The following is a 26,328-nucleotide window of genomic DNA, read 5'->3' as shown; positions in this document are numbered from 1 at the left end:
TCCCGTATCGATCCCGCGGAAATACCCCCCAGTTACCGCGCCGATGGGCCTTGTTCGACGGAGAGCGGCGATGTTACGTTCGCCGCCGCCGTCGCGTTCTCTTCGCCCTTTGCGCGAACCGTATCGGCGTCCCGTACATGTGCCTTCGACAAGCCATGCGGTCCTGCGTCAGAAACCATTTGCCAATACCTGGGGGTGAGGTTCGCAGATGTGCGGCCTTTTCGGATTCGTCGGCGGGGGAGAACCCTCACCCGTGCTCGAAGAACGGCTCCGGTCCATGCACCGCCCGATCCGGCACCGCGGTCCGGACTCCTTCGGCACGCACGTGGAGCCCGGCATCGCCTTCGGGTTCGCGCGCCTCGCCATCAACGACCTCGGCGGCGGCCAGCAGCCGATGTACAGCGAGGACGGCCGCGTCGTCGCGATGACCACCGGGGAGATCTACAACCAGCGCGAACTACGCGCCCGCCTCACGGCGAAGGGGCACGTGTTCAAGAGCTCCTGCGACACCGAGGTCGTGCCGCACCTGTACGAGGAGTACGGTCCCGACTTCGTCACGCACCTCGACGGCCAGTTCGCCGTGGTCCTCTACGACCGCCGTGAGCGCCTGTTCGTCGGCGCGCGCGACCACTTCGGTGTGACGCCGCTCTTCTACACGTACACCGGCGGCACTCTGGTCTTCGGCTCGGAGATCAAGGCGATCCTCGAACACCCCTCTGTCGTGCGCGCCGTGGACCCCGTCGGCCTCGACCAGGTCTTCACCCTGCCCGGTCTGGTCAGCCCCCGCACCATGTTCCGCGGGGTGCGCAGCGTCCCGCCCGGCACCATGGTCGTCCACCGGCTGGGCGAGGAGCCGCGCGAGAGGCAGTACTGGGACCTGGTCTATCCGCGCGCGGACGAGGAGGTGGAACGGCACAGCGACACCTACTACGCCCAGCGCCTGGAGGAGTTGCTCGTCGCCTCGGTGGAGAAGCGGCTGCAGTCCGACGTCGGCGTCGGCCTCTACCTCAGCGGCGGCCTCGACTCCTCCCTGGTCGGTGCCATCATGCGGCGCCTGATGCCGCAGGAGGAGATCCTGTCGTTCTCCGCGGCCTTCCCCGAGCGGGAGTTGTCGGAGGCCGGCCACCAGCGGACCATGAGCCGCTTCCTGCGGACGGATCACCACGAGCGCTTCATCCACGGTGACGAGATCAGCGAACGCCTCCCGGACGTGATCCGGCACACCGAGTGCCCTCTCAAGGAGTCCTTCGATGCCGCGGCGATGGCCCTGTCGGAGAGCGTCAACGAGCTCGGCATGCGGGTGGTGCTCACCGGTCAGGGCGCCGACGAGTTCTTCGGCGGTTACATCGGCTACCGCTTCGACCAGGTGCGGGCCGGCCAGAAGGCCGGCTTCGACGGCGACTCCCTGCGCGAGGCGGAGCTGCGGGCCAGGGTGTGGGGCGACGAGAACTTCTTCTACGAGGGCGACGACGTCGCCTTCCGCACCACCAAGCGCCGCCTGTACGCACCCGGCCTGCTGGCGGACCACCCCGACATCGACTGCCTGGAACACCCCCTGCTCGACCGCGAGCGCCTCGTCGGACTGCATCCGCTGCACCGCCGCTCCTACATCGACCTCAAGGTGCGGCTCGCCGACCACCTGCTGGGCGACCACGGCGACCGGATGGCCTTCGCCAACTCCGTGGAGTCCCGGCACCCGTTCCTCGACCGCGAGCTGGTGGAGTTCCTCACCACCGTCCCGACCGACCTCAAGGTCCGCGGCCTGGAGGAGAAGTACCTCCTCAAGCAGGTCGCGCGGAACTGGATCCCGCAAGAGATCGTCGACCGCGAGAAGTTCGGCTTCACCGCGCCCGGCAGCCCCTACCTGCTGCGCCAGCGCGACGAACGCATCACGTCGCTGATCGACCCCGAACGGATCCGCGCCGACGGCTACTTCGACGCCGACGAGGTCTCCCGGCTCACCGCGCGGTACTCCGAGCCGGGATTCAGGATCAACGTCCCATTCGAGAAGGATCTACTCATGACGGTCATCACATTCAATCTACTCCTCGACGAGTACGAGCTGCCGCGGCGGGGGAACTGATGAAGAAGCACACCGAAGGCCCGGTAGTCGTCGGCATCTCCGCACACTTCCACGACTCCGCCGTCGCGGTGCTCGTCGGCGGCGAACTGGCCGGTGCCGCCCACGAGGAACGCTTCACCCGCGTCAAGCAGGACCCGCGCATCCCCCGCGAGGCGCTGCGCCACACCCTGCGCGAGGCCGGTCTCACCCTCGCGGACGTCGACTGCGTCGCCTACTACGAGGACCCGGTCAAGAAGCTCGACCGGCAGCTGTGGATGGGCCTGCCCCAGATGCCCGACAACCGCCCCGACGCGCTGTTCCGCCTGGACGCCGACCGGCCGCGCCGTGACATCCGCGAGGCCCTCGGCTTCGACGGGCGCGTGGAGATCGTCGACCACCACCTCTCCCACGCCGCCAGCGCCTACTACTTCTCCGGCTTCGCCGACAGTGCCGTGCTGACCGTGGACGCCGTCGGGGAATGGGCCACCACCACCTGGGGCCGCGGCGACGGAGACCATCTCGAACTCGTCGGCGAGACCCGCTTCCCGCACTCCCTCGGCCTGCTCTACAGCACCATCACGGGCCACCTCGGCTTCGAGGTGAACGAGGGCGAGTACAAGGTGATGGGCCTCGCGCCGTACGGCACGCCCCGCTTCGCAGACCGCGTGCGCAAGCTCATCAGCGTCGCCCCCGACGGCACCTTCGAACTCGACCTGTCCTACTTCGACTTCCGCAATCCGCAGGGCATGGGCACCGAGAAGCTCACGGAGCTGCTCGGCATCCCGCCGCGCGTGCCCGAGTCCGAGATCGAGCAGATCCACTGCGACCTGGCCCGCAGCCTCCAGCTGGTGACCGAGGAGACCCTGCTCGCGCTGGCCGACCGGGCCAAGCGGCTCGTGCCCAGCGACAACCTGTGCATGGCCGGCGGCGTCGCCCTGAACGTGGTGGCCACCCGCCGGGTGGTCGAGGAGGGCCCCTTCAAGCACGTGTTCGTCCAGCCGGCGGCCGGCGACGCGGGCGGCAGCCTCGGCGCGGCAGCCGTCGCGCACCAGCGCCTCACCGGCCGGCGCATCGCGGCACGGCGCATGCGATCGGCCCTGCTGGGCCCGGCCACCCCCGCCGACGAGGTGGCCCGCACACTCAAGGCTGCCGGGACGCGGGACTTCCTCGACTTCCGGGACCGCGAGGAGGACTTGCTGGCAGCCGTCGCCGACCGGTTGGCCGAGGGCAAGGTCATCGGGTGGTACCACGGCCGCATGGAGTTCGGCCCCCGCGCTCTGGGCGGCCGCTCCATCCTCGCCGACCCGCGCGGCGCCGACATGCGTGACCGCATCAACGCGTCGGTCAAGATGCGGGAGGCGTTCCGCCCCTTCGCTCCCGCGGTGCTCGCCGAGAAGGCCACGGAGCACTTCGGGCTCGACCACCCCTCCCCGTTCATGCTGGAGACCTGCGAGGTGACCTCGCCGCTCGACCTGCCGGCCATCACCCACGTGGACCGCTCCGCCCGCGTGCAGACGGTGACCGAGGAGGACAACGGTCGCTTCTACCGCCTCATCCGGGCCTTCGAGGAGCGCACCGACTGCCCCATCGTGCTCAACACCTCGTTCAACCTGCGGGGCGAGCCCATCGTGCGCACACCCGAGGACGCGCTGCTGTGCTTCCTGCGCTCGTCCATCGACTGCCTCGTGATCGAGGACTTCGTGATCGACCGCGCCGCCCTGCCAGCCGCGTGGCGGACCTGGTTCGAAGGAACCCGCCCGCCGCGCACCTCGGCCGTCAGCGACTCCGTCTACACCCTTCTCTAGTTCGGGGCATCCATGAACACCCACGACCTGAACCGCACCTACACCCGGCGCCTGAGCGAGCTGCTGTCCTCGGCGGACGGCGCCGCCACGCTCGCCATACTGCAGAAACTGCAGCGCGTCAGCGGCGCCGAGCCCGCCGGGGCCGACGGTCCGGGCACGCCGGCCGCCGACGACACCGTGGGCGTGTGGCGCCGCACGGACACCGGACTCGTCCGCGACCCGGACCGCCGTGACGAGTGGCGCTACTGGGCCGACCAGGACGACGTCCCGCTGCCCGCGGACCGGCGCCGCGTCGTCCTGCTGGGCGAGTCCGCAGCCCGCGGCTACTTCTTCGACCCTTCCCACAATCTGGCCACCCTCCTCGGCGAAGCCCTGGGCCGGATATCCGGTCTCGCCGATGTCGACGTCGTCGACCTCGCCCGCACCAACGCCACCCACCTCGACCTGGAGGCAGCCGCACGGCAGGCCTCGGCCCTCGCTCCGGACGCCCTGGTCGTGTTCGCCGGCAACAACTGGCACAACCTCGAACTGACGCCGGATCAGTTGCAGTTGCTCGCCGGGGAACTGCGCACCGGCGGCTTCGGTGCGGCCCGCGCCCTCTTCCACGAGCTGGTCGTCGACCAGGCGGCCCGCACCCTGGACGCCCTGGCCGCCGCCGCCCGCACCACCAACACCCCGGTCACCCTGGTCGTCCCCGAGTTCAACCTCGCCGACTGGCAGGACGAGCGGTCCCTGGTCTGTCCGGTGCTGCCCGCCCGGGACTCCCGTACCTGGCTGGAACTGCGCGAGCAAGCACGGACGCACCTGGCACGCGGCGAACACGAGCAGTGCGCCGAGGCCGCCCGGCAGATGCTGAGCCTGGACGGCGGCTCCAGCCACGTCGGCTCGCGGCTGCTCGCCGACGCACTGGCCGGACAGAGCCCCGGGGACGCCGAGCGGGCCCTGGAAACGGCCAAGGACACCGTCGTGTCACCCTTCACCATCCACTCGCCACGGGTCCTGTCCGTGGTCCAGGACGAGATGCGGCGCAAGGCGGCCGAGCACGGGTTCCTCGTGGTGGACCTGCCCAAGCTGCTGCGCACGGCCGACGCCGACCGCACCCCGGGCCGGCGCTTCTTCATGGACTACTGCCACCTCAGCTACGAGGGCCTCGCCCTGACCGCCGCGTCCGCCGCCACCCGGCTCGCCGACCAGCTGGGCGCCCCAGCCGTCACCGCCGATGACCTGCTGCCCGCGCTGACCCGGCCCGCGCCCGCCACCCTCGCGGTCGCCCACTTCCTGGCCGCGGTGCACAACTCCCACTACGGGCAGCCCGTGCACGTGCTGCGCCACCACCTGGACCGTGCCCTCGCCCTGGACGCGGGGGTCTCGGCCCATATGGAGAACTACCTCGACTACCAGACCCGCAGCGCACCGCACTGGATGTGCGCCAGCTTCGAGCAGTCCGCACGGACCCCCGAACTCGCCCGCTACCTCGTGGTCTCGGACACCCGTCTGACCGGCAAGCTCGCCGACCACGACCTGCGCGAGGCCATCGTTCAGGCACTTGAGGACGTCGGCATCCCCACGGCCAAGCGCTACGAGGACCTCCTCATCGCCGAACAGGCACGTACCGAGACCGACCTGCTGACGGACGCGGCGCAGGCCGCCACCTTCCGTGAGCGCATGGGCACCGGCGTCGGGACACCTACCGCCTATCTCCGTGCGGCCGACCTGACCAGCGAGTTCCACCTCGTCGTCGACGAGCCCGCCGACACCGCGCTGTCGCTCACCTGGCGGCTGCCCGCCGGGGAGTCCGAGACGGACACCGTCGGCATCGCGGTCAACGGCACGGCCCTGGAGCCCCGGCGCCTGGGCATCGGCTGGCAGAACAGCGACCTGGCGGTGCCTGCCGAACTGCTGCGCCGCGGCCGCAACGTGATCGCCATCAGCTGGCCGCTGCGCGCCGTCGACGGCGACCGGCTCATCGAGGACGCGGCCGCCACCCTGGAGCGCGGTACGACGCCCGCGAGCTTCCCGGCATATGGGCACGTGTACGCCTGCACGGCCCGGCCGCTGTCCGCCGCCCGCGGCTGACCCGGTGACGCCCGCACCCTTCGAAACGAATCGGAACCCCATGCGCTTCGGCATCATGTTCTTCTCCTCCGCAACGGGCGATGCCCAGGAGACCTACGCCACCATGCTGGCCGCCGCCCGCCTCGCCGACGGAGGCGGCCTGGACGCGGTGTGGACCCCCGAGCGGCACTTCGACGCCTTCGGCGGTGTCTTCGCCAACCCCGCGATCACCAGCGCCGCCCTGGCGGCCGCGACCTCCCGCATCCAGCTGCGGGCCGGCAGCCTCATCTCGCCGCTGCACCAGACCGTGCGGATCGCCGAGGAATGGTCGATGGTCGACAACCTGTCGGGCGGCCGGGCTGCCGTCTCCTTCGGGGCGGGCTGGAACACCAACGACTTCGTGCTCAACCCGCAGCACTACGCCACCCGGCGCGAGGTCATGCTGCAACAGCTCGAAACCGTACGTACGTTGTGGCAGGGCGACCCCGTCACCCTGCCCAACGGCGCCGACCGGCCCACCGAGGTCCGGCTGCACCCCCGCCCGGTCCAGGAACAGCTGCCGGTCTGGCTCACCTCGTCCGGCAACCCCGACACCTTCGTCGAGGCGGGCGCCCGCGGAACCAACATCCTCACCCACCTCATCGGCCAGGACATCGAGGAACTGGCCGGGAAGATCGGTCTGTACCGCAAGGCGAGGGCCGAGCACGGGCACCGCCCCGAGGACGGCGTCGTCTCGCTGATGCTCCACACCCATCTCGACGCGGACCCCGACGCGGCCGTGGCCCGCACCCGCGATCCGTTCCGCGCCTACCTGCGGTCGGCGGTCGGCCTGGAGCGGCAGGCGGCCGGCGGTGGCGGCACCATCAGCGGCGGTCTGTCCCTGCCCGACGAGGAGATACCCGAGGACCTCATCGAGGAACTTCTCGACGTCACGTACGAGCGCTATCTGCACCAGGGCTCCCTGATCGGCTCCCCGGACACCTGCGCGGCGACCGTCAACCGCTTCGCCGAGGCCGGTGTCGACGACATCGCCTGCCTGGTCGACTTCGGTCTGTCCGCCCAGGACATGCTGGCGGGCATCGCCCCGCTGACCGTGCTGGCGGGCAGGTACGCATGAGCGCCTCCCTGTGGAGCAGGCTCGCCGCCGCCCTGATGCTCAGGCGGCGCGAGACACGGCTGCTGCTCCTGACGGCCGGTGTCGACTCGTTCGGCACCGGCATGTACAGCGCCACGTCCATGCTGTTCTTTACGCAGGTACGCCACTTCTCGTTCGCCGCGGTGGGCATCGGCATCTCCGCCGGCAGCATCTGCGCGCTGCTGTTCAGCATGCACCTGGGCCGCCTCGCCGACCGCTACGGGGCGCGGTCCACCCTCATCGTCGTCTTCGTGGCCCGCGCCGTCGGATACACCCTGTACCTGCTCGCCGAGCCCTACTGGGCGTTCCTCGTGCTCAGTTGTGTGGTCACCACCGTCGACCGGGCCAGCTCGCCCATCAACCAGAGCCTGATGGGCAGCCTGTTCGGCGAGAAGGAACGGGCGACGATCCTGGGCACCGTCTTCTCCGTGCGCAACGGCGCCATCGTGCTGGGATCGCTCGCCGCGACGGTGCCGGTCATGTTCAACTCCCCCGCCCTGTACATGGTGTGTGTCGCGGTCAACGCCGTGACGTTCCTCGTCGCCGCCGCGGTCCTGACGCGTATGCCGAACACGTCCAGGACCACCGGAGCCGCCGCGGCCTCGCCCGGCGAGGCCGTCGCCACCACGATCCGCTCGCCGCTGCGGAGCGCCCCGTATCTGATGATCACCGTCGTCAACGCGGTGCTGCTGCTGCACAACACGCTGCTCACCGTGGTCCTGCCGCTGTGGGTCACGGAGCACACCGCGGCACCCCGCTGGGCGCTCACCACACTGCTCGCCCTCAACGGCGTGCTGGCCATGGCCTGCCAGGTCCCGGTCAACCGCCTCTTCTCCAGCTACCACGCGGCCTCCCGGGCCTCCGCCCTCGCCGGGGTCGCCGTACTCGCGGCCTGTGTGGCCTACGCGGCCTCGGGCACCGCCACCTCGGCGCTCGCCGCGCTGGCCGTCCTGGTGGTGGCGATGCTGGCGCACACGGCCGGCGAGTGCCTGCACATCGCGAGCACCCCGCTGTCGTTCTCCCTGGCCCCGCCGCAGGCCCGCGGCAGGTACCTGTCCTTCTACAACCTCGGCCGGGTGGGCCAGGACCTGGTGGGCCCGGTCCTGCTCGGCACCGCCCTGCTCCACTCCGGGGCGCCGGTCTGGTGGCTGGTGGGCGGCGCGGTGGCCGTCGCGGGCGCCCTGCCGTGGCTGCTGCTGCGCGGTCCGGAACCGGCGAAGGAGTTGGCCCATGCTAATCGATGACGTGCGCCGCGCCGCCGACCGGATCGCCGGCCGTGTCGTGCGCACGCCCGTACTGCGCCTGCCCGAGCTGGACGCCCGGCTCGGCGCCACCCTCCACCTCAAGGCCGAACTCCACCAGCTCACCGGCGCGTTCAAGATCCGGGGCGCGCTGAACAAACTGCTCTCACTGCCGCCAGAGACCCGCGGCCGTGGTGTCGTCGCGGCGTCCTCCGGCAACCACGGCCAGGCGGTCGCGCTGCTGGCGCAGATGCTCACGGTCCCGGCGGTCCTCGTCCTGCCGCGGGACGCGCCCGACGTCAAGCTGGAGGCGGTCGCGCGTCGCGGCGCCCGGATCGTCACCTACGACCCGGTGCGCGACGACCGTGACGCCATCACGGCGCGGATCGCCGCGCAGGAGGGCCTGGCGGTGCTGCCGTCGTCCGACGACCCGGTGGTCGCGGCGGGGCACGGAACCGTCGCCCTGGAACTGCTGGCCGAGACCGGTGCGCTGGACCAACTGGTCGTGCCGGTCGGCGGGGGCGGGCTCGCGGCCGGCTGCGCCACCGTCGCCAAGGCCCTGTGCCCCGGCATCGAGGTGATCGGGGTGGAACCCGTCGAAGGGGACGACACCGCGCGGTCGTTGCGGGCGGGGCACCGGGTACGCGTGCCGGCGCCCACCACCCTGGCCGACGGGCTGCGCCACCAGAGCCCCGGCCAGTTCACCTTCGAAGTCAACCGGAAGCTGGTGGACCGGATCGAGACCGTCTCGGACGACGAGATCGCCGCCGCCATGGGCGCGTTGTGGACCCACGGCCGGCTCATGGCGGAGCCGACCGGCGCCGTCGCCCTGGCCGGGGTGCTGGCGCGCCGGACGGACTCGCGGGGACTGCGCATCGGCGTCGTGCTGTCGGGAGGAAACGTGGCCAGCGAGGAGTTCCGACGGATCGTAGCCCCCCACGTGGACGGCCGGGAGGCGTGGGCGGTGCCATGTCCAGCACAGTGAGGATCGTGGGGATCGGCGGCTCGCCCCGGGCCGGTTCGACCGCCGAGCAGGCGCTGCGGGTAGTGCTGGCCGAGGCGGCTCGGCTCGGCGCCGAGACCACCCTGCTCGGCGGACCGGATCTCGATCTCCCGCTGTACGACCCGGCGCGCCCCGTGCGCTCACCCGCGGCCCGTCGGCTGATCCAGGAGGTGCTCCGCGCGGACGGCGTGGTGCTGGCCAGCCCCGCCTACCACGGCAGCGTGTCCGGCCTCGTGAAGAACGCCTTGGACCACCTGGAGGACCTGAGCGACGCCGACCGCCCCTATCTCAGTGGGCGTGCCGTCGGTTGCGTGGCGGTCGGCCACGGCTGGCAGGGTGCCCTGTCCACGATGGCGGCCCTGCGGGACATCACCCACGCCCTGCGCGGCTGGCCCACCCCCCTCGGGGTGGCGGTGAACAGCGCCGCGGTCCCCTTCGAGGCCGGGGTGTGCGGCGATCCACGCATCCAGGGCCAACTCGTCGCCATGGCGGGGCAGATCGTCGAGTTCGCCGCCCGGGCGGCGTTCACCGGGTCCCTTGCCGGGCACTGAGCGCGTCACTACGCTGACGCGCCCTGCTGCGGCGGGCGCCCGCGCACATCGGTTGGACGGACACGAGGTGAGCCAGTGAACGAGAACGCGCACCGGATCCTGCTGGTCAGGCCCGAGCCGCGCGTTCTGCACGCGGCGGCGGAGCTGGGCTTCGAGGCGTGGGCGTCCGCAGCCGTCCACGCGGAGCAGTTGGCGGCCGCCGCCCGTGCGCACCGGGTCGCGCACATCCTGTACTTCGGCCGCTCACCGGTGCTGTGGCGGGCCGCGCAGCGGGCCTCGGACCGGGTGTTCCCGGCCCGCGCGCAGGTCCTGGGTCGGCTGAGAGATCCCGCGGCTCTGCGGCGGATCCTCAACCAGAGCGGTGTCTCCCGTGTCGAGGCGGTGACGGTCCCGTCGCCGGACATCGCCCGGGCCTGGCTGGAGCACCTCGTCCCGCCCCGAGTCGTCAAGACCGTCGATGGGCAACGGTCCGACATCGTCCGGGGCTCGGAAGGCCTGGCCCGCTGGGCGGCCGGCACGCCCCCGGTGTCGTGTGTCATCGAGGAACTCCTGGTGGGCCCGTGCCTGATCGTGGACAGCGTCAGCCGCGCGGGCATGCATCACATCGTCGGCATGACCGGCGGCCGGGGTGCCACGCCGGCGGGAGTGGACCTCCTGTACCCGGCAGCACCCCTCCCCTCGCGGGACGCCGCCGCCGTGCGGTCAGTCGTCCGTGCCCTGCTGGACCTCGTCGGCCACGAGGAGGGCCTGATGCGCACCGACGTGGTCCTGACCGGGGACGGCCCCCGGGTGGCCGCGGTGCACCTGCCGTCGGCGGCCGACGCGGTCGCGCGTCTCACCCAGGCCGCCACCGAACGTCCCGCGGAGACGGAGATCCTGGCCCGCTTGGCCGGCCGCCCGCAGCCACGGCGGGAGCCCGCCCGGTACGCCGCGCTCGCCCGCCTCGACTGCCCGGCCATGGCGCTGCCGCACGCCGCGGACCTGGATGTCCTGCGGGCGATGGCGGATGTCCGCGATGTCCGGGTCGTGGGCGGGGCACACAGCGGCATCCGGATAGAAGCTATCGTCCAGGCCGATGCGCCGCTCACCGTCGCTCACCGCCTCGCGGCGGTGCGGGAACGGTGGGCGGCGCTGTCCCTGCCCGGTCGGTGAGCCGCCGGGAACGGGATGGGAACGGTTCAGGAACGACGACGAGGAATGTCGGTGGGGTCAGCGGAACGGCACCACCAACACGGGGGATACGAGAATATGCGGGGCATTTTCACCAAGACCACGGGCCTCTTCACGGCGGCCGTCCTGGCTCTGGGCGTCGGCGTGGCCGCGGCACACACCGGCCAGGCCCAGGTACACGCACACGCACACGCACCCCAGCAGGTGCTCGCTGACCACCAGGGTCCCGCCGTCATCAGCCACTGAGGCACCAGGCCGCCGAGCGGACCCGCACGTCCATCGAGCGCAGGAGCTCGTCCGCCTGGGCTCGCAGCTGGTGCGCCGCCTTGTCGTCGCCCATGGCCGTCCGCACCGCCGCCAGGCCGAACAGCGCATGCGCCTGCTCGGCCCGGTAGGGCATCGCGGCGGCGATCTCGTACGCGTGCAGATGCAGCGAGAGCGCCCGCCCGACGTCCCCTCGGCGCAGGTGCAGCCGGCCGAGCAGGTTCTCGGTCTTCGCCTGGCGCGTGGGGCTCGCGCCCGCCCCGGCCAGGGCCAGGGCCCGCTCGGCGAGGCCTTTCACCACGGCGTGTCGGCCCAGACGCTCGCCGATGTCCGCGGACAGGGCGAGCACCAGCGCCACGTCGGCGGGCGGGCTGGACACGTCGCACAAAGTTCGCGCCCGAGCCAGGTGCTCGTGGGCCTCCTCGACCGCACCCAGCCCGGTGAGGGCGAAGGCCAGATCGGTCAGGACCATCACGTGGTTGTCGCGGTAGTCCAGCGTGCGGTGGATCTCCAGCGCCTGCCGGGCCGCCGCCGCAGCCTCCTCATAACGCCCCCACTGCATGTACAGGGTGCTGAGGTTGCTCAGGCTCTCGACCTCGGCCTGCGGTGCGTCCAGCGACCGTTCGAGGTCGAGTGCGCGCTCCAGACGCGGAAGGGCCTCGGTGTGCCGGCCGAGCACGGTCAGCAGCAGCCCGAGGGTGGACTCGGCGTGCGACTCGGTGCGCCGGTCGCCCAGTTCCGCGGCGACGTCACGCCCCTCCTGCGCGGCCTCCACCCCCTCGTCGAGATGGCCCAGCTTCCAGCAGACGACTCCGAGACTGGACAGGCTCACCCCGAGCAGCGGCAGATCGTCGGCGCGCCTGGCTGCGGCCACCGCGACCCGGCTGATGTCGCGGAACTCGTTGAATCTGCCGAGGGAGTTGAGCCGGAACACGACGTTCCTGGTCAGGCAGGCCGCCTCGCGGTCGAGGCCCTCCCGGTCGGCGAGGTGCACGGCCGCGATGAGGCCGTCCTGCTCCTGGTCGAACCAGCCGGCGGCCCCGGACATCGTGCCGAGCGGCGGCAGCGCGCCGTCATACGGGGCGATGGCCGCAGCACTGGCCTTGCGGCCGGGGAACAGCACGCCGCAAGCGGCCTCCGTCACCGTGACGTAGTAGCCGAGCAGCGACCGGACCGCCGCGTGGTCCTCCCGTGCCGTGGCCGGGCAACTCAACGTGCGTGCGAAATCGCGCACCAGGTCGTGGAACCGGTAGAGCCCGAGCTCGGGCTGCTGGAGCAGATGCACGTCCAGCAGCCGTTCCAGGGTGGCCTCGGTGGCGTGCACGTCCAGGCCCAGCAGGGCCGCGGCCGCGTACACGTCGACATCCGTACCGGGATGCAGGGCGAGCAGCCGGAAGGCCGTGCGGTGCTCCTCGTCCATGGCCTGGAACGACAGCTGGAGGGTGGCCGCGACACTGCGGTCGCCCGCGCTCAGCTCGCCAAGGCGACGCGTCTCGTCCTGTAGCCGGTCCACCAGGTACTGCAGCGTCCACCGCGGCCGGTTGCGCAGCCGGGCGGCCACGATGCGCAGGGCGAGGGGGAGCTGTCCGCACATGCGCACCAGCTCCCGGCCCGCGTCCGGCTCGGCGCCGATCCGGACGGCTCCGAGCACCTGCTCCACCAGCAGCGTGCCGTCCGCCAGTGACATGGGTCCGATGGACAGCCATTCCGCGCCGTCGAGATCGACCAGTCGGGCCCGGCTGGTGACCACGACCAGGCACGCCGAGGAGGCCGGAAGCAGTGGCAGCACCTGGACCGCGTCCGCCGCGTTGTCCAGCAGGAGCAGCATCCGGCGCCCCCTCAGTTGGGCACGCCACAACGCGGCCCGCCCGTCCAGGTCTTCCGGTATGCGCTCGCCGGGCACCCCAAGGGAACGCAGCAAGCCGTGCAGGGCGGCACCGGGGGCGACCGGCATCTCCCCGGGTGTGAACCCCCGCAGATCGATGTACAGCTGGCCGTCGGGGAACTCGGCCGCCACTTGGTGCGCGGCATGAACGGCCAACGACGTCTTGCCGCTGCCCCCCATCCCGTCGAGCGCCACGATCCGCCGGGAGCCGCGCGACCGCGCCCGGTGCGTCATGGCGGCCAGCAGCACGTCGAGTTCGTGGCGGCGGCCGGTGAAGTCGGGCAGGTCGTGCGGCAGGGTGCAGTGCGTCCGGTCCGGCACCGTCTCGGACGGCGTCCGGCGGGGCTCCGCGGACGACTCGTCCGCGTCGAGCCCCAGTTCGGGCGCCTCCCGCAGGATCGCCTTGTACAGACCGCTGAGCTGCGCACCGGGATCTATGCCCAGCTCCTCCACCAGGAGTTCGCGGACCTTGCGGTACTCGTCTAGGGCTTCTGCCGAGCGGCCGCTGCGATACAGGGCGAGCATCAATTTGCCGCGGAGCGGCTCTCGCAGCGGGTGCTGGGCTATCAGGTCGCGCAGGTCGGCGACGAGCGCCGCGGCTTCCCCCTCCGCCAGGCGGAGGTCGAAGTACTGCTCGGCGGCGGCCACCCGCCGCTCCTCCAGTCCGGCGGCGACCGACTCCAGCAGATCGCTGCCCGAACCCGACAGGGCACGGCCACGCCACAGCGACAACGCGGTGCGCAGTGCGGCGCGGCCGTCCGAGTGACGCCCGTCGGCGACAGCGCGGGCCGCCTCGTGGACGTGCTCGCCGAACTCCAGGAAGTCCAGCTCGGCGGTGGTCGCCGTGGACCGGTAGCCCGGCCCCTGGGTGACGATGAGGTCGCTTCCCCCCGGCAACCGCCGTCGAAGATCGGCTACGGCCTTGCGCACCTGGTGGGCCGCCGTCGCGGGCGGGCTGTCATTCCAAGCCACCTGAACCAGCCGGGAAACCGGAACGGTCCGGCCCGTCTCCAACAGCAGGCTCGACAGAACGCGCTCGTGGATCGCCCCGCCCAACCGCAGCCGCGTATCGCCGGACCAGGCTTCAAAGGGGCCGAGCAGATGGAAACTCAGCCCCCCGCCCTCCTGCTTCGCCATATGTTCTCGCAGCCTCTCGTGTCAGCAAAAGGCCAGGTCATGACCATGCCGCAGAGGATGATAAGCGACGGCACCGCATGGGCACAGGTCGAATATCACGAGCCTCCCGGCCGTCCTGTCGCCCGTACCATCCCGTCCCCGGTCACGCACCAGGGCCCGGCACCGAAGCGTCGGACCCCTTCTGATCTGCACGTATGTCGGCTCAGCGGCATAGTGCGTTCTCAGCCATCAGACGTTGAACCGGTACGCCGACGACTCCGCCATGACCAGCGTCCCCTCCCCGGTTGCGGAACGCGATCCAGCACGGATCCAGCGCGGATCCAGCGTAGGCGCCGACACACCCGCCGCAGCACCACGAAGGGAGCGGCACGCGGGGCGAGGGTCACGGCCCCCACAACCGCGACAGCCCCCATTGCTTCCGCGAAGATTCCCACCGTCCCTGCCACCGCTCCGTACAGCAGGTGGATCCGATGATCCACCAGGCATGGCTGAAGAGTTGGATGAACTGGATGCGGCGGCCCGACAGGGATTCCCCCGCCTTCGCGACGACCAATGAGTAGGTCTCGTCGGTGAGTGCGAACACCCCATAGGCACGGCGCGCTTTGCCGCCCAGTTCGCGCAGCGGGAAGGAGAGGCCGTAGAAGACATGCCGGAAGTTGATCACGAGCGTTGTCGTAGCGAGCTGGAGCAGCGGAATGCCCGCCGCGAGCAACGGTACGGAGAGGAACTGCATGGCGCCCTGGTGAACGCTGACCTGAAGCGGAGCCTGCCGCATCACAGCCGAGCCCGCGACCAGGCCCAACTCGCCCCTTAGACGCGCAGGTTCTTCCACCGCCGCCAACGTCAGCCACACATCGCCCGCGGCTACTTCGGCGAACCACACCTCCACTACACCCTCGAATAGAACCCTTTGAATTTCGGATCAATAGAACTCTGGCGTTGCCATTCGGTGATCGCCAGCAACCCCGTCCGGGATGGAGATGACCTCGTCCCTGGCCGCCGAGCCGTCGGCATTGCAGCCATCCCACTGCGAGGCAGCCGAAACAGGCCCGCGGACTCGGCACCTCCCGTACTGCTGTGTCGACGGGGCCAGAGTGCCTGAGCTTGCGATGTGTGGCCGTCGCTCGGTAGGCCTGCTCGGAACGTCGTATCGGTGCGGGGCCCTCCTGGCCGCGGTCGCGAAGCCGGGGCGCCTGGGGGCACGGTGCGCGGGAACCAGTTGAGGCCGGTGTACTCGGGCTCCGCGTAGCTGCCCCAGGGCAACTTGTCCATGTGGCTCAGGTCTTCCGCCCTGGCCCCGTACTCCACCGTGCCCATGCGCACGATCCCTCGTCGGCGGGCATGCCGAGGAGTTCGTGCAGCCCGCGGGCTCGGAAATCCTGGTCGGGGCACTGGTTGAAGGCGTTCACGATGGCCCGGTAGGCGGTGTGCGTCTCCGGTGCATCGGGTTCGCCGTCTGCCGGTGCTCAGCCTTCGGTGACGTAGGCGTTCAGGGCCGATACGCCGCGCAGGTCCGTCTGCAGCCCGTGCACGCTCTTCGAGGCCGGATAGAGACGTATCGGCACAAAGACGGGGACCGCCATCGTTTGCCCCATCACCTGGCGGTCGACGGCAGCCCAAAGAGGGGCCGCCGATTTCAGGTCCGGGGCGGCATTGGCCTTGTCGATGGCCTGGTCGACATCCTTGTCTGAGAACTGGATTCCGAGGGCCTGGCCGTTGCTGCTGAAGTTGTCCGGCAGTTCGGTCGAGCCGATGGGCAGACTGGCCTTGAGATCGGCGCGGAAGAGGTCGTAGGAGTCGGTCTTGCTGAAGTAGGTGGAGGCATCCGCGACGTGGATCGCGACTGTCAACCCGGCCCCGGTCAGCGCCCGTTGAACAACCATCGCCTCGTCTGCCTCGACTGGCTTGTCATCCGGGACCGTGAGCGTCAGCTTCGTGCCGAGCTTGCCCGCCTGGGCGAGGAGCGAACGGGCCTCGTCCGCATCGCCGTTGTCTCCGGCCGGGAACTTGTAGAAATCCATGGAGCCTGGGACGCCCGGTGGCAGCAGGTGGTGGGTGATGGTGCCGAGCTTGCCGAATGTCGCCAGGACATCCTTCGAGGGCATGGCCAGGGCAATGGCGCGACGGACCGCCAGATCCGGTACGCGCTTGGTGTTGATCACATAGGACCTCACGTAGAACACCGGGCTCTTGAGAACCTGCAGCCCTGCGGTCGCGGCCCCGGTGCTGTCCTTCGTGACCGTGGGGTCGCCGCTGAATGTGATCACGGGCTTCGTCGCCAGCTTCTCCATGGTGGTGGCGAGGGAGCCGGGTGCGACGGTGCTGTCCACCATGAACTTGTCCGGGTATGCGGTACGCAGAGGATCGCTCGCGGGCTGCCAGTGCGTATTGCGGGTCAGGGTGATTTCGCCCTGCTTGTTGGCGGCCGCCGAACTCGTGATCCGGTACGGCCCGGTGGTCGGAACCGCCTCGTACGTATCCGGTTTCCCATCCCAGCCTGTGGGTATCGGAGCGCCGGCAGGACCGGACAGGGCGACGTTGAAATCGGCGCGGGCCGCGGCCGGATGGAAGACGACGGTGTGGTCGTCCGGGGTGTCGATCGCCCCCGCGGGCAGCTTGGCCCCGGCTTTTTGTGCGGAGCCCTTTGGGCCGAGCAGCCAGCTACGCAGCAGTCCGTAGCCGTAGTTGAACGACGGGTCGAGGGTGCGCTCCACGGCGTGGGCGAAGTCCTTCGCGGTCACCGGGGCACCGTTGTCGTAGGTCACACCGGATTTGAGGTGGAACGTCCAGGTGCGGTTGCCGTCGCTCGCCGTCCCCGCGTCGTCGGCGAGATCACCGACGACGCGTACGGTGCCGTCGGGCGCTGTCTTCAGGCCAGTGAGGCTGCGATAGGCGAGCTGCATCAATTTGGAGTCGACGCCGTACTCCGCGTTGCCCGGGTCAATCGTCTTGACCTGGTGCGGCTCCAGGACAGTGATCGTCCCCCCGCGCCTGGCCCCTTTCACCGCCGGGGCCGGGCCCTTGGAGTCATCGGCCGTGCCCTCTCTGAGGGTCTCGGTCAGTGCGGCGGGGGCGACGGTGGTTCCCCCGCGATCGCCGCCGTGGGTGGATCCTTCCCACGGTGCGAGGGCGAGGAGCGTAGCCGTGAGCGCGCCTGCCGCCAGTACCGCAACGGCTGTCACCCACAGGGCCCGGCGTGGTGCGGGGGCGACTTCTCGGGTCGGGGCGATGACATACGAGGTGGGAGGGGCGGGATCGGGTAAGGCTGCGGTGACCGGTTCGGACACAGGTGCCGCCACCCGGGCCAGCGCGTTGAGCCTCCCCGCCACGGACGCCGCATCCGACCGTGCCGCCGGATCTTTGGCGAGGAGCTGCAGCACCAACTCATCCCAGGCTCCATCTAGGTCGGGCCGCAGTTCAGACGGTCGCCGGGGCTCCCCATATACATGGCCGTGCATCAGTACGGCGGCAGAAGCACCCGTGAACGGGGTGAGCCCGGTCAGCATCTCATTCAGCATGCAGCCGAGCGAATAAAGATCGCCCGCGCTGACGTCCCCGCCCTGGGTGAACCGCTCGGGTGCCATGTAGTGCAGCGTGCCGATAGGTGAGTCGGACGACCTGGTCAGGAACCCGGCACCGGCGGTGGCCTCCGTGAACTTCGCGACCCCGAAGTCGAGGACCTTCACGGTCCCCTCGTTCGTGAGGATCACATTCGGCGGTTTGATGTCCCGGTGCACGATGCCCGCGCGGTGCGCCACCGTGAGCGCACGGCACACCTGGGCAGCAATGTCCGCCGCGCGCGTCGGCTCCAACGGGCCATCTTCGTCTATGAGTTCACGTACTGTACGCCCCTTGAGGAGCGGCATCACCAGATACGGGGTGTCGTCCTCGGAGCTGTGGTCGAAGACCGGCACGATGTACGCGCTCTCCAGCGCTGCGGCGGCCCTGGCCTCCCGCATGAACATCCCGAGGAACCGTTCCTGCTCCTGGTCTGTCAGGCCGGCGGGCATGTTCAGCAGCTTCACGGCGACCGCCCGGTCGAGCCGGGCGTCGGTGGCCTGCCAGACGACGCCCATGCCACCAGCGCCGATCCGCTCCGCCAGCTTGTACCGGCCCCCGAGCACCGTGCCACTGCCAATCTCCACGCCACGCCCCCTCAGGCCACGCCGACCACGCTCGCGGACAACGTACCCAGCGCGCTCAGGGTTGCTGCACGTTGTCACTAAGTCATGACGTACGCGTCAGAGAGCCAGAAGCGGTCGACGAACCAGGAAGTCCCGTACGGCTATTGCGAATCCCTTCGGGTCCTGCACGTGGAGGAAGGGTCCGTGTCCCGTTCCACTGTTAGTACGGGTGATCGGAAGCGCCTATGAGTGGATGTTAAGTCCGATCTTCCTTGGTTCGTGATCACTCGATCGTGATACTGATCGTCACATCGACCACCTTCCGGACATGTCCATGCCGAGATGCGGGGCATGGAGCGAGAGCCGTACCCCAGCGACTTGCCGGACGAGCGGTGGGCGTTGATCGAGCCGATGATCACGCCTTGGAAGCAGGAGAGGGTGGCGCGGTCGGCGACCGGTGATCCCGGGGCGTGCGATCTGCGGGAGGTAGTGAACGCGATCTTCCATCGGAACCGGACGGTCTGCCAGTGGCGCTATCTGCCCCACGACTTCCCAGCCTGGTCGCGGCGGCGTTCCACTACTTCGGCCTGTGATGCGAAGACGGTCTTGACCATCGAATCCAGGAACTCCTGCGCTACCAAGTGCGGGAGAGCGCCCGGCGATTGGAGGACCCGTCCCTGGTGATCATCGACACCCAGTCCGTCCGCGCGGCCGCGGGTGTCCCGAAGACCACGACGGGACTGGACGCCAACAAGAAGGTGTCCGGGCCCAAGCGGGGACTGGCCGTCGAAGTGCTGGGGCTGATTCTGGTTGCTCATACGTCGGTGTTGGGGACGATGACGCCGAAGGCCGCGTGTGTTCGGCTCACAGGCTGCCCGGACGGACCAGGCCGGTTCTCTTGACGCCGGTCAGGATGGGCGTGACCTCGACGGTGGAGATGTGTTCGAGGGCTCCGATGGTGTCACTCATGAAGTGGTAGAGCGCGTTGAGGTCGGCTGCGGCGAGCGCCACGAGGAGGTTGGCGGTGCCGGTCGCGGCGGAGGCGAAGCGGACCTGAGGGTGGCGGCTGAGCTCCTGGCCCGTCTCCTCCAGTCCCCCGGGTGCGACAGTGATCCACAGAAGTGCCTCGGTGCGGATGCCCAGCCGGGCGAGGTCGACTTCGGTCGCGAGCCGGAGGACCTGGCCGCCGACCAGTGCCTCCAGGCGGCGGCGGGCGGTGAGGGCGGTGGTGTCGGCGCGGCGGGCGAGGTCGGTGTAGGAGGCTCGTCCGTCTTCGATCAGCGCGGTGATCAGCTGGTGGTCGACGGGCTGGAGGGCGGGCCGGGTGTGTACCGCGGGCATGTCCGGGCGCAGGCTGGTCAGTTCGGCCTCCGACAGCAGGCCGCCGCTCCAGTCGAAGACGGCCGGGAAGACCCGTAGCAGGACATGCGAGGTCCACGACTGGACCGCGGGGGTGGCGGGGAGGTCGCGCAGCAGCAGGCTGTTGCGGGCGTCCGGGCCGTCCAGGAACAGGATGGTGCAGATCTCGTCCCCGCCGCCGAGGACGTCCACCCAGAGGGTGTCGGGGCGGCGGGCGAGGGTGGCGGCGACGGCGCCGATCCGGTCGGGCTTGCAGCGGATACGCAGGGCCAGCGGGATCAGGTCGGGGAAGTGCACGGGGTTGCGCACGGCCGTGGCACGTAGGGTCCCGTCGCCGAACAGCGGCGCCGAACGTCGCACGACGGTGCGCTCCGAGATGCCCAGGACACGGGCGACCGTCCGCCATGAGGCGCGCGGGGCGGCCAGCATCGCGGCGGCGATCCGACTGTCCGTCTCGTTCAGCTGGTGGCGCACTTTTTCCATGGTTCAGAATTTTATGTCTTGCTTCCTCGATTCACATGGGTATTTCTGGCTCAGCTTTTCTCCCCGGCCTAGAAATGTCTCGGAGCACCCGAGACGAGAGAGAGCAGGTGAGCACGGTGACCGGTGCCGGTATCGAGCGCATGGTCGTGAACACCGAGCGGGGCAAGGTCAGGGGCGTCGTGGAGGGCGAGGCGGTGTCCTTCCGAGGTATCCCGTACGCCGCGTCGCCGGTGGGCGAGCTGCGGTTCGCGTCGCCGCGGCCGCACGCGGGCTGGACGGAGGTGCGGGATGCGGCGCAGGCCGGTCCGTCAGTGCCGCAGGCGGCCTCCCGGCTGGAGAAGGTACAGGGGCAGCGGGTGCCGGACTGGAACGAGGACGGCAGCCTGACCGTCAACGTCTTCACCCCGCGCCGGGCGCTGACGGACGGGGTGGCCCGGCCGGTCCTGGTGTGGTGGCACGGGGGTGGCTTCACCAGCGGCTCCGGCGGCTGGGACTGGTACGACGGCGCCCGCCTCGCCGCCCTGGGCGACATCGTGGTCGTCGCCGCCAACTACCGTGTGGGGCCGCTGGGTTACCTCTATCTGCCGCAGATCGGGGCCGCCAACCTGGGCCCGCAGGACCAGGCCGCCGTACTGCGCTGGGTGCAGGACAACGTCGCCTCCTTCGGCGGAGACGCGCGCACCGTCACGGTCGGCGGGCAGTCCGCGGGGGCCTACTCGTCCCTGATGCTGGCCCTCGATCCCGAGACGAGCGGATCCATCACGCGGGTGCTGCTGCAGAGCGGGCCCTTCGGCCTGGCCCCGCAGGATGCGCACCAGGCCGCCGAGAACGCCGACGCCTATCTGCGCCTGCTGGGCATCGCGGACGGCACTGACACCGCGAAGGCCCTGCGCGCCCTGCCGGCCGAGCAGCTGCTGGCGGCCTACGGCCGGCTCTCCGCCCAGCTCGCGGTTCCGGGCAACGTGGCTCCGCCGATGTACCCGGTCCTCGGCGGTCCCGGCATGCCCCGCACGCGGCAACAGGCGCTCGCGGACGGCGCGTTGGAGGGGAAGCCGCTGCTGGTCGGCACCACTCACGACGAGTCGACGGCCTTCTTCGCCTTCGACCCCCGCATCCAGAACCTCACCACGACAGCCGCACTGGACGTGCTCACCGCCCAGGTCGGGCGGCAGGTCGCTGAGGACGTCTACCAGCAGCACGCCGCTCGTCTCCCGCAGGCGACACCGGCGCAGATCTTCACCGCGGCGCAGACCGACGAGCTCTTCCGGGACGGTTCGCTGGAGATTGCCGACCATCACGCGGCCGGCGGCAACACCACCTACGTCTACGAGTTCGACTACGCCCCCGCCGAGGACCCGTACACCCTGGGAGCCACCCACTGCGCCGAACTGCCCTTCCTCTTCAACACCTTCGACGCCTTCCTCGACAGCCCCGTCCTTGCCGGGGCCGGCGCCACCCAGCGCGCCCTGGGCCGCGAATTCGCGACCGCCGTCGCCGAGTTCGTCACCACCGGAACGATCAGTGACTGGCTGCCCTACGCCCCCACGACCGCCGCCCGCATCCGCCACTTCGGCTGAGCCGGGAGAGGGCCATGAAGCGCATTGTCCGTAAGCCGACCATGCCGCACTGGGCAGAGCGCTCCTCACCCTGCTGACCACCATCTGCGCCTGGGACCGGCTGCACTCTCCGACCATGGCCGACCGGTTCGCGACCTGGAACCAGCGGGTACGCCCGCTCCCCTCCACTCCGGCCCCCATCGCGCTCCTCGTCGCCTGCTCTACCGTTGAGCCGTGACCTGGAACGAAGCTGAGTATCTCGACTGTCTGCAGTCCGAGCGGCGTAGCTACGCATGGGTAATGCAGCATCACGGCGGGCTGGCGCCGAAGGAAGCCAGGGAGGCCGCCCTGGAGTGTTACCCATACGAACCGGCTGAGGCGCCGTACCGCGGGCTGATTTTTCACGACGAGGCGTGGCACTGGGCGATGCTGGCGATCCACGGCGATCGGTACGTAGTGGAACACCCCGAGCTGGCCCATCCGTCACCCGACTACCGAGCCGTTGAGTAGCCAATCAACGAATCAACGAATCAACGCGTGCATCCGAACACCGAGGGAACACTCCGCGACCGCTCCCCAAGATCTGAGCCAGAACCCCAAACTCGTGAAACATCACCCGCCCGTGGATCTGGGAGCCTCCCCAACCCGCGTACAGGTGACGTCATGAGTTGAGCCAGAACCACGACTCGCGAACAAAGCCAGCGAGCTATTCGATGACCCGCGCCGATTTCAGGCGATGGCTCCTGCCTGGGGCAGCGCTTCGTAGCGGAGCCGGAGATGAATGTGCTGCCGACGTGTCCGGCCTGCGACGGGCCACTGCGTCCGTGGGGCCATGCACGCGAGCGCGCGATCCGGCTGCCCGGGGGCGGCCTCCGGGGGCTGCGGCCGAGGCTGGCCCGTTGCCGCTCCTGCCGCACGTACTGCTGTCGCCGTACTGCCTGCTCAGGCGCGCGGACAGCGTCAGCCCTAGTGCGTTGTTGAACTGCGGCGATGCCCTCCTGGGAAGGCTCTAAGGGGCGCCAAAGTAAGCGGTATTGGCCCTAGTTCTTGTTCTTGCGGGTGACGCCCATGCGCTGGGCGATGGCCTCCCCGAGGCCGGCCAGGGTGGCCAGTTCTTCCGGGGTGAGGTGGTCGATCAGGTGCCGGCGTACGGATTCGACGTGCAGGGGGGCCGCGGCGTGGATGACGGCGACGCCGGCGTCCGTGAGGACCACCTCGGCGCCGCGGCCGTCGGAGGTGACCTCCTCCCGGCGGACCAGGCCACGCTGTTCCATGCGGGTGAGGTGGTGGGAGAGGCGGCTGCGGGACCACATCATCAGGCCGGCGAGGCCGGTGACGCGCATGCGGTTGCCGGGAGTTTCGCTGAGCACGGACAGGACGTCGTAGTCGGCCTCGGACAGGCCGCTGTCCGCGCCGAGGTCGCGGGAGATCTCGGCGTTGATGAGGGGGAACATCCGCCGCCAGGCGTACCAGGCGCGCTGTTCGGGATCGGTCAGCCAGCGGGGAGAGGTCATGGACGGAACTCTAACGGGATAGGTGACGTGTCACGTAGGTGGTTGACAAGTCACCTAGTTGCGCGCTTGGATTGGTGACACATCAACCACTTCGGAGGGAAGCCGACATGGCCCGCCTGCTTGTCCTGTCCACCAGCACCCGAACCGTCTCCAACGGCCGCGCCCTCGCCCGATGGGTCGCCGACGCCGCCGGCGAACACGGCGCGTTCGAGGTCGAGTTCGTCGACCTGGGGGCACTCGCCCTTCCGCTGCTCGATGAGCCCGAGTACGCCTCGACCGGTATCTACAACCACCAGCACACCCGTGACTGGAGCGCGATCGCCGGCGCGGCCGACGCATTCGTGTTCGTCATGCCGATGTACAACGGGGGCTTCACCGCACCGCTGAAGAACGCCCTGGACCACCTGTACAAGGAGTGGGAGGGCAAGCCGGTCGGCCTGGTCAGCTACTCCGCCGGCGACTCCGGCGGCGCACCGGCCGCCGAAATGCTGCTGCCCGTACTCACCCGACTCGGCCTGCGGCCCGCCCAGCGCCGCCTGGCCGTACCCGCGATCCACTCCTTGTCCTCCGAGGGACACTTCTCCCCCTCCGAGGGACTTGGCGGCGAACTGGCCCAGCTCATTGACGAGCTGTCGAAGCTGACCATCGACGAAAAGCTCAGCTGACTCACTCTGCCGGTACGGTCGTGCGGCTGCCTGCTCGCAGACCGTGATGTCGGTTTGCTGCTGTGCGGGGTGTGGCTCGGGGAGATAGGGATATCACCTGGCACAACCGGAAACACCGACGGCGCCGTATCCGCGACCCCGGGGCGAGCCCATGCTGATCAAGTTCGACCTGCGTTCGGCGTCGCAGGTTGAACGACAAGCTCACTCCGTCCTTCGGTCACCCACCACCCGTGCGCCGAGGCAGGAGGCGGCCGCGCGGAATCGCCGCCATGAGGAGGGTGCCGAGGACGGCACCCTCGGCCCCGACGCCCAGTTGGGAACTCCACGTACTGGTCGGCAGCGGTAGCGCCAGCAGCAGGCCCATCGCCAGCGAGGTAACCGCCGCCCACACCATGCTGCGGGTCCTGGCCAGCCCACCGGCCAGTGTCCCGGTTGCCGCGGCGACCGTAATGGGGGTGAGGAAGGTCGGGAATGCCAGCGCGTCAAGGCCGCGCTGATGGGCCCACCAGGTATAGGCCGACGGCAGCAGGAGTGCCGTCAGCGCGGTCGCACCCAGCACCGGGGCGAGGGCGCGCCGCGCAGGCCGCTCCGGCAGGTCCTGCACCCCCGCGTACCGAGGGAGCCTCATGCCGCGTATCGCACCGGCCAACGGCACCCCGAGCAGTACCGCGAGCAGTGCGAGCAGCCACCAGAGGGAGAGCAGCTGCGTCATGTACCTGTACTGCGTCCACACCGCGGCGTGTAGCGGGCCCGGCAAGGCAGCCAGGCGCTTGTCCATGAACTGGCCGTACTCGATTTCCCACTGGAGCCCGAAGACAGTTCCCGCCTCTGCGACCACCGCCCCCGCCACGATGAGACCCACCCCGGCGAAGGTGATGAACGGCCGCCGTGCCAGGTCCACCGCACGGGCCCAGGAGTCACCGAGGTACTGGCACCACATGGTGAACAGGAGCGCGAGCAGGGCCACCACCAGCCAGCCGGAGGCCTGCGAAGAGAGGCGCAATCCCGGCAGGGACAGATGGTCGGTGACCGCACTGGGCGCAAGCGCGAAGCCCGCCAGCACCCCCACGCCCACCCCCAGCCGGAACGGCACCGGCGAGGGTGCCCCCGTCCGATGCGTCAGCCGGTGCAGCGAGGCGCGGACCGTAGTGAGCAGCAGCACCAGTACAAGCACCAGGGTGATCAGCCCCGACGGCCACCAGCTGCTGACGCCACCGCCTTGCCGGACCTGTGCAGTGACAGAGGAGACCGGGTCCCAGGCGGTCGGTAGGCAGAACCCCATGACGAAGGCGAATGCGAAGCCCTGGTGCATCACCAGCGCCTCATCGGCCAGGCAGGCTCGACGCTGGGCGAACGTGGGGTGGGTGCGGGTGGTCTTCGCCCACCAGCCGCGCACCGACCGCCGGCCGCCGGACGCGGCCGAAGCGAGGTCGAAGGCGTGCAGCAGCGGCTGCGCTGTGCCCATCCACTCCACGACCCGGGCGTCGGCCCGGAACTCCCTGGTCCGCAGGATGGCGGAGCGGGCGGCGAGCAGAACCGCGCCGAACACGGCCGAGTCGAACAGCGCCATCCCGTAGTACGGGGTGCCGCCCGGCACGAAGAGCAGTCCGGCAAGGTTTCCGACCAGCGGAAGCAAGAGCATCAGCACGAAGAAGCAGCGCAGCAGCCCGATGCTGACGAGAGTGATGTCGACGTCGCGGTTGCGCACGTGAGCCAGTTCGTGGAGGACGACCGCGCGGAAGGCGGCACGGTCTGAAGCGTCCCCGTCGAGGAGGCGGATCAGGCCGCGGCTGAGGATGATCTGCCGGTGGCCGACGCGGCCGAAGGTGACGCCGTTCACCCCGGAGTCGAGGAAGTCCACCAGGAAGGTGACTCCGCGAGTCTGCTCGGCACCGGCGGCCAGACGGGCGGTCTCCGCGTGCAGGGCAGGCAAACGCGCCGGGTCCAGCAGCCGTACCCCGCGGCGCCGCGCACGGCGGGCGGACCGGAAGCGGTAGTGCACAGCGGTCGCTACGGCGAGGATCACATACGACACGAGGATGCCCTGCGAGGTGCGATCGCCACTGGAGTCGCAGCCCGTCCGGGCATGGGACTGGATGAATTCGCCCGTCCCACCGGCCTCCCGTATCGCATTGCGGATGCAGCTGTTGAGGTCGGGGGCGCCCCGTTCGCCGGCGATGAAGTCGGCGTAGCCGGGGTGCAGGACCGACAGGAACGACAGCACCGCGCAGATCAGCAGCACGAATGCAACGAGCGTGCCCGAGGGCAGCGATCGGCGCGCCGGCACGGCCTCCAAGGGCGGCGTAGCACCCCCGGGGG

Annotated in this window: 18 protein-coding genes and 1 pseudogene; 13 read left to right on the top strand and 6 right to left on the bottom strand. The window is 70.1% G+C overall.

The genetic code is table 11. From position 1 onward, the window contains the following. Nucleotides 1-208 precede the first annotated feature (208 nt). From asnB to OG522_RS39495, 9 genes are all read left to right on the top strand, one after another. Entirely contained in the window at nt 209-2,083 is a 1,875-nt protein-coding gene (asnB, locus tag OG522_RS39535; protein ID WP_329468294.1) for an asparagine synthase (glutamine-hydrolyzing), read from the top strand. Next, entirely contained in the window at nt 2,083-3,867 is a 1,785-nt protein-coding gene (locus OG522_RS39530) for a carbamoyltransferase family protein (RefSeq protein ID WP_329468293.1), read from the top strand. The genes asnB and OG522_RS39530 overlap by 1 nt, the downstream gene beginning before the upstream one ends. Before the next feature lie 12 nt (nt 3,868-3,879). Then, entirely contained in the window at nt 3,880-5,943 is a 2,064-nt protein-coding gene (locus tag OG522_RS39525; protein ID WP_329468292.1) for a hypothetical protein, read from the top strand. Nucleotides 5,944-5,983: 40 nt separating this feature from the next. Then, a complete protein-coding gene (locus tag OG522_RS39520) occupies nt 5,984-7,039 on the top strand; it encodes a MupA/Atu3671 family FMN-dependent luciferase-like monooxygenase (protein ID WP_329468290.1) in 1,056 nt (351 codons plus the stop codon). After that, nucleotides 7,036-8,301 (top strand): MFS transporter, encoded by a 1,266-nt coding sequence (locus OG522_RS39515; protein WP_329468289.1) that lies wholly within the window; start codon nt 7,036-7,038, stop codon nt 8,299-8,301. Before OG522_RS39520 ends, OG522_RS39515 begins: the two co-directional genes overlap by 4 nt. After that, entirely contained in the window at nt 8,288-9,283 is a 996-nt protein-coding gene (locus OG522_RS39510; RefSeq protein WP_329468288.1) for a threonine ammonia-lyase, read from the top strand. The genes OG522_RS39515 and OG522_RS39510 overlap by 14 nt, the downstream gene beginning before the upstream one ends. Then, nucleotides 9,268-9,852, top strand: a complete 585-nt coding sequence (locus OG522_RS39505; protein WP_329468287.1) for an NADPH-dependent FMN reductase — start codon at nt 9,268-9,270, stop codon at nt 9,850-9,852. Before OG522_RS39510 ends, OG522_RS39505 begins: the two co-directional genes overlap by 16 nt. Before the next feature lie 75 nt (nt 9,853-9,927). After that, the gene (locus tag OG522_RS39500) at nt 9,928-11,004 is read left to right on the top strand and encodes a hypothetical protein (protein ID WP_329468286.1); all 1,077 of its coding nucleotides are present in this window, start codon (nt 9,928-9,930) and stop codon (nt 11,002-11,004) included. Between the two features lie 96 nt (nt 11,005-11,100). After that, nucleotides 11,101-11,268 carry a hypothetical protein gene (locus tag OG522_RS39495; protein ID WP_329468285.1) on the top strand — a complete coding sequence of 56 codons (168 nt, stop codon included), beginning with the start codon at nt 11,101-11,103 and terminating at the stop codon, nt 11,266-11,268. On the opposite strand, the gene OG522_RS39490 is transcribed toward OG522_RS39495, so the two are convergent. The 3 genes from OG522_RS39490 to OG522_RS39475 all read right to left on the bottom strand — a co-directional run bounded on the left by OG522_RS39490 (nt 11,258) and on the right by OG522_RS39475 (nt 18,432). Next, on the bottom strand, nt 11,258-14,308 hold the full coding sequence (locus OG522_RS39490; protein ID WP_329468284.1) for an AfsR/SARP family transcriptional regulator: 3,051 nt from the start codon (nt 14,306-14,308) through the stop codon (nt 11,258-11,260). The two genes, OG522_RS39495 and OG522_RS39490, sit on opposite strands and share 11 nt — an antisense overlap. 382 nt (nt 14,309-14,690) lie before the next feature. Further along, nucleotides 14,691-15,191: an AzlC family ABC transporter permease gene (locus OG522_RS39485; protein ID WP_443074872.1), complete on the bottom strand. Its 501-nt coding sequence runs from the start codon at nt 15,189-15,191 to the stop codon at nt 14,691-14,693. Between the two features lie 583 nt (nt 15,192-15,774). After that, nucleotides 15,775-18,432, bottom strand: coding sequence for an ABC transporter substrate-binding protein (locus OG522_RS39475; RefSeq protein ID WP_329468636.1), 2,658 nt, complete (start codon nt 18,430-18,432; stop codon nt 15,775-15,777). Nucleotides 18,433-18,783: 351 nt separating this feature from the next. Here OG522_RS39475 and OG522_RS39470 point away from each other — a divergent pair. After that, nucleotides 18,784-19,241: pseudogene (locus tag OG522_RS39470) on the top strand (transposase); the annotation flags it as partial. A gap of 55 nt (nt 19,242-19,296) precedes the next feature. Here the strand turns inward: OG522_RS39470 and OG522_RS39465 are convergent. Next, nucleotides 19,297-20,274: an Lrp/AsnC family transcriptional regulator gene (locus OG522_RS39465; protein ID WP_329468282.1), complete on the bottom strand. Its 978-nt coding sequence runs from the start codon at nt 20,272-20,274 to the stop codon at nt 19,297-19,299. A gap of 140 nt (nt 20,275-20,414) precedes the next feature. Between OG522_RS39465 and OG522_RS39460 the strand changes: the two genes are divergently transcribed. Both OG522_RS39460 and OG522_RS39455 read left to right on the top strand, forming a co-directional pair. After that, nucleotides 20,415-21,851 (top strand): carboxylesterase/lipase family protein, encoded by a 1,437-nt coding sequence (locus OG522_RS39460; protein WP_329468635.1) that lies wholly within the window; start codon nt 20,415-20,417, stop codon nt 21,849-21,851. Nucleotides 21,852-22,064: 213 nt separating this feature from the next. Continuing rightward, nucleotides 22,065-22,340 carry a hypothetical protein gene (locus OG522_RS39455; protein ID WP_329468281.1) on the top strand — a complete coding sequence of 92 codons (276 nt, stop codon included), beginning with the start codon at nt 22,065-22,067 and terminating at the stop codon, nt 22,338-22,340. 530 nt (nt 22,341-22,870) lie between these two features. Here the strand turns inward: OG522_RS39455 and OG522_RS39450 are convergent. Next, nucleotides 22,871-23,344, bottom strand: coding sequence for a MarR family winged helix-turn-helix transcriptional regulator (locus tag OG522_RS39450; RefSeq protein ID WP_329468280.1), 474 nt, complete (start codon nt 23,342-23,344; stop codon nt 22,871-22,873). 107 nt (nt 23,345-23,451) lie between these two features. Between OG522_RS39450 and OG522_RS39445 the strand changes: the two genes are divergently transcribed. Then, nucleotides 23,452-24,009: an NADPH-dependent FMN reductase gene (locus OG522_RS39445; RefSeq protein WP_329468279.1), complete on the top strand. Its 558-nt coding sequence runs from the start codon at nt 23,452-23,454 to the stop codon at nt 24,007-24,009. 217 nt (nt 24,010-24,226) lie between these two features. Here the strand turns inward: OG522_RS39445 and OG522_RS39440 are convergent, their stop codons facing one another. Continuing rightward, nucleotides 24,227-26,296 carry a M48 family metallopeptidase gene (locus tag OG522_RS39440; RefSeq protein ID WP_329468278.1) on the bottom strand — a complete coding sequence of 690 codons (2,070 nt, stop codon included), beginning with the start codon at nt 26,294-26,296 and terminating at the stop codon, nt 24,227-24,229. Nucleotides 26,297-26,328 lie beyond the last annotated feature (32 nt).

Origin of the sequence: Streptomyces sp. NBC_01431 (genome assembly GCF_036231355.1) — a bacterium.
Lineage (GTDB): Bacteria > Actinomycetota > Actinomycetes > Streptomycetales > Streptomycetaceae > Streptomyces.
Note: the sequence above shows the minus strand (reverse complement) of the source record. Positions and strands in the feature narration are given on the sequence as shown.

What these genes read in the sequence shown, in the direction of transcription:
- asnB (WP_329468294.1), top strand. Translation starts at nt 209, where the DNA reads ATGTGCGGCCTTTTCGGATTCGTCGGCGGGGGAGAACCCTCACCCGTG.
- OG522_RS39530 (WP_329468293.1), top strand. Translation starts at nt 2,083, where the DNA reads ATGAAGAAGCACACCGAAGGCCCGGTAGTCGTCGGCATCTCCGCACAC.
- OG522_RS39525 (WP_329468292.1), top strand. Translation starts at nt 3,880, where the DNA reads ATGAACACCCACGACCTGAACCGCACCTACACCCGGCGCCTGAGCGAG.
- OG522_RS39520 (WP_329468290.1), top strand. Translation starts at nt 5,984, where the DNA reads ATGCGCTTCGGCATCATGTTCTTCTCCTCCGCAACGGGCGATGCCCAG.
- OG522_RS39515 (WP_329468289.1), top strand. Translation starts at nt 7,036, where the DNA reads ATGAGCGCCTCCCTGTGGAGCAGGCTCGCCGCCGCCCTGATGCTCAGG.
- OG522_RS39510 (WP_329468288.1), top strand. Translation starts at nt 8,288, where the DNA reads ATGCTAATCGATGACGTGCGCCGCGCCGCCGACCGGATCGCCGGCCGT.
- OG522_RS39505 (WP_329468287.1), top strand. Translation starts at nt 9,268, where the DNA reads ATGTCCAGCACAGTGAGGATCGTGGGGATCGGCGGCTCGCCCCGGGCC.
- OG522_RS39495 (WP_329468285.1), top strand. Translation starts at nt 11,101, where the DNA reads ATGCGGGGCATTTTCACCAAGACCACGGGCCTCTTCACGGCGGCCGTC.
- OG522_RS39490 (WP_329468284.1), bottom strand. Translation starts at nt 14,308, where the DNA reads ATGGCGAAGCAGGAGGGCGGGGGGCTGAGTTTCCATCTGCTCGGCCCC.
- OG522_RS39465 (WP_329468282.1), bottom strand. Translation starts at nt 20,274, where the DNA reads ATGGAAAAAGTGCGCCACCAGCTGAACGAGACGGACAGTCGGATCGCC.
- OG522_RS39460 (WP_329468635.1), top strand. Translation starts at nt 20,415, where the DNA reads ATGGTCGTGAACACCGAGCGGGGCAAGGTCAGGGGCGTCGTGGAGGGC.
- OG522_RS39450 (WP_329468280.1), bottom strand. Translation starts at nt 23,344, where the DNA reads ATGACCTCTCCCCGCTGGCTGACCGATCCCGAACAGCGCGCCTGGTAC.
- OG522_RS39445 (WP_329468279.1), top strand. Translation starts at nt 23,452, where the DNA reads ATGGCCCGCCTGCTTGTCCTGTCCACCAGCACCCGAACCGTCTCCAAC.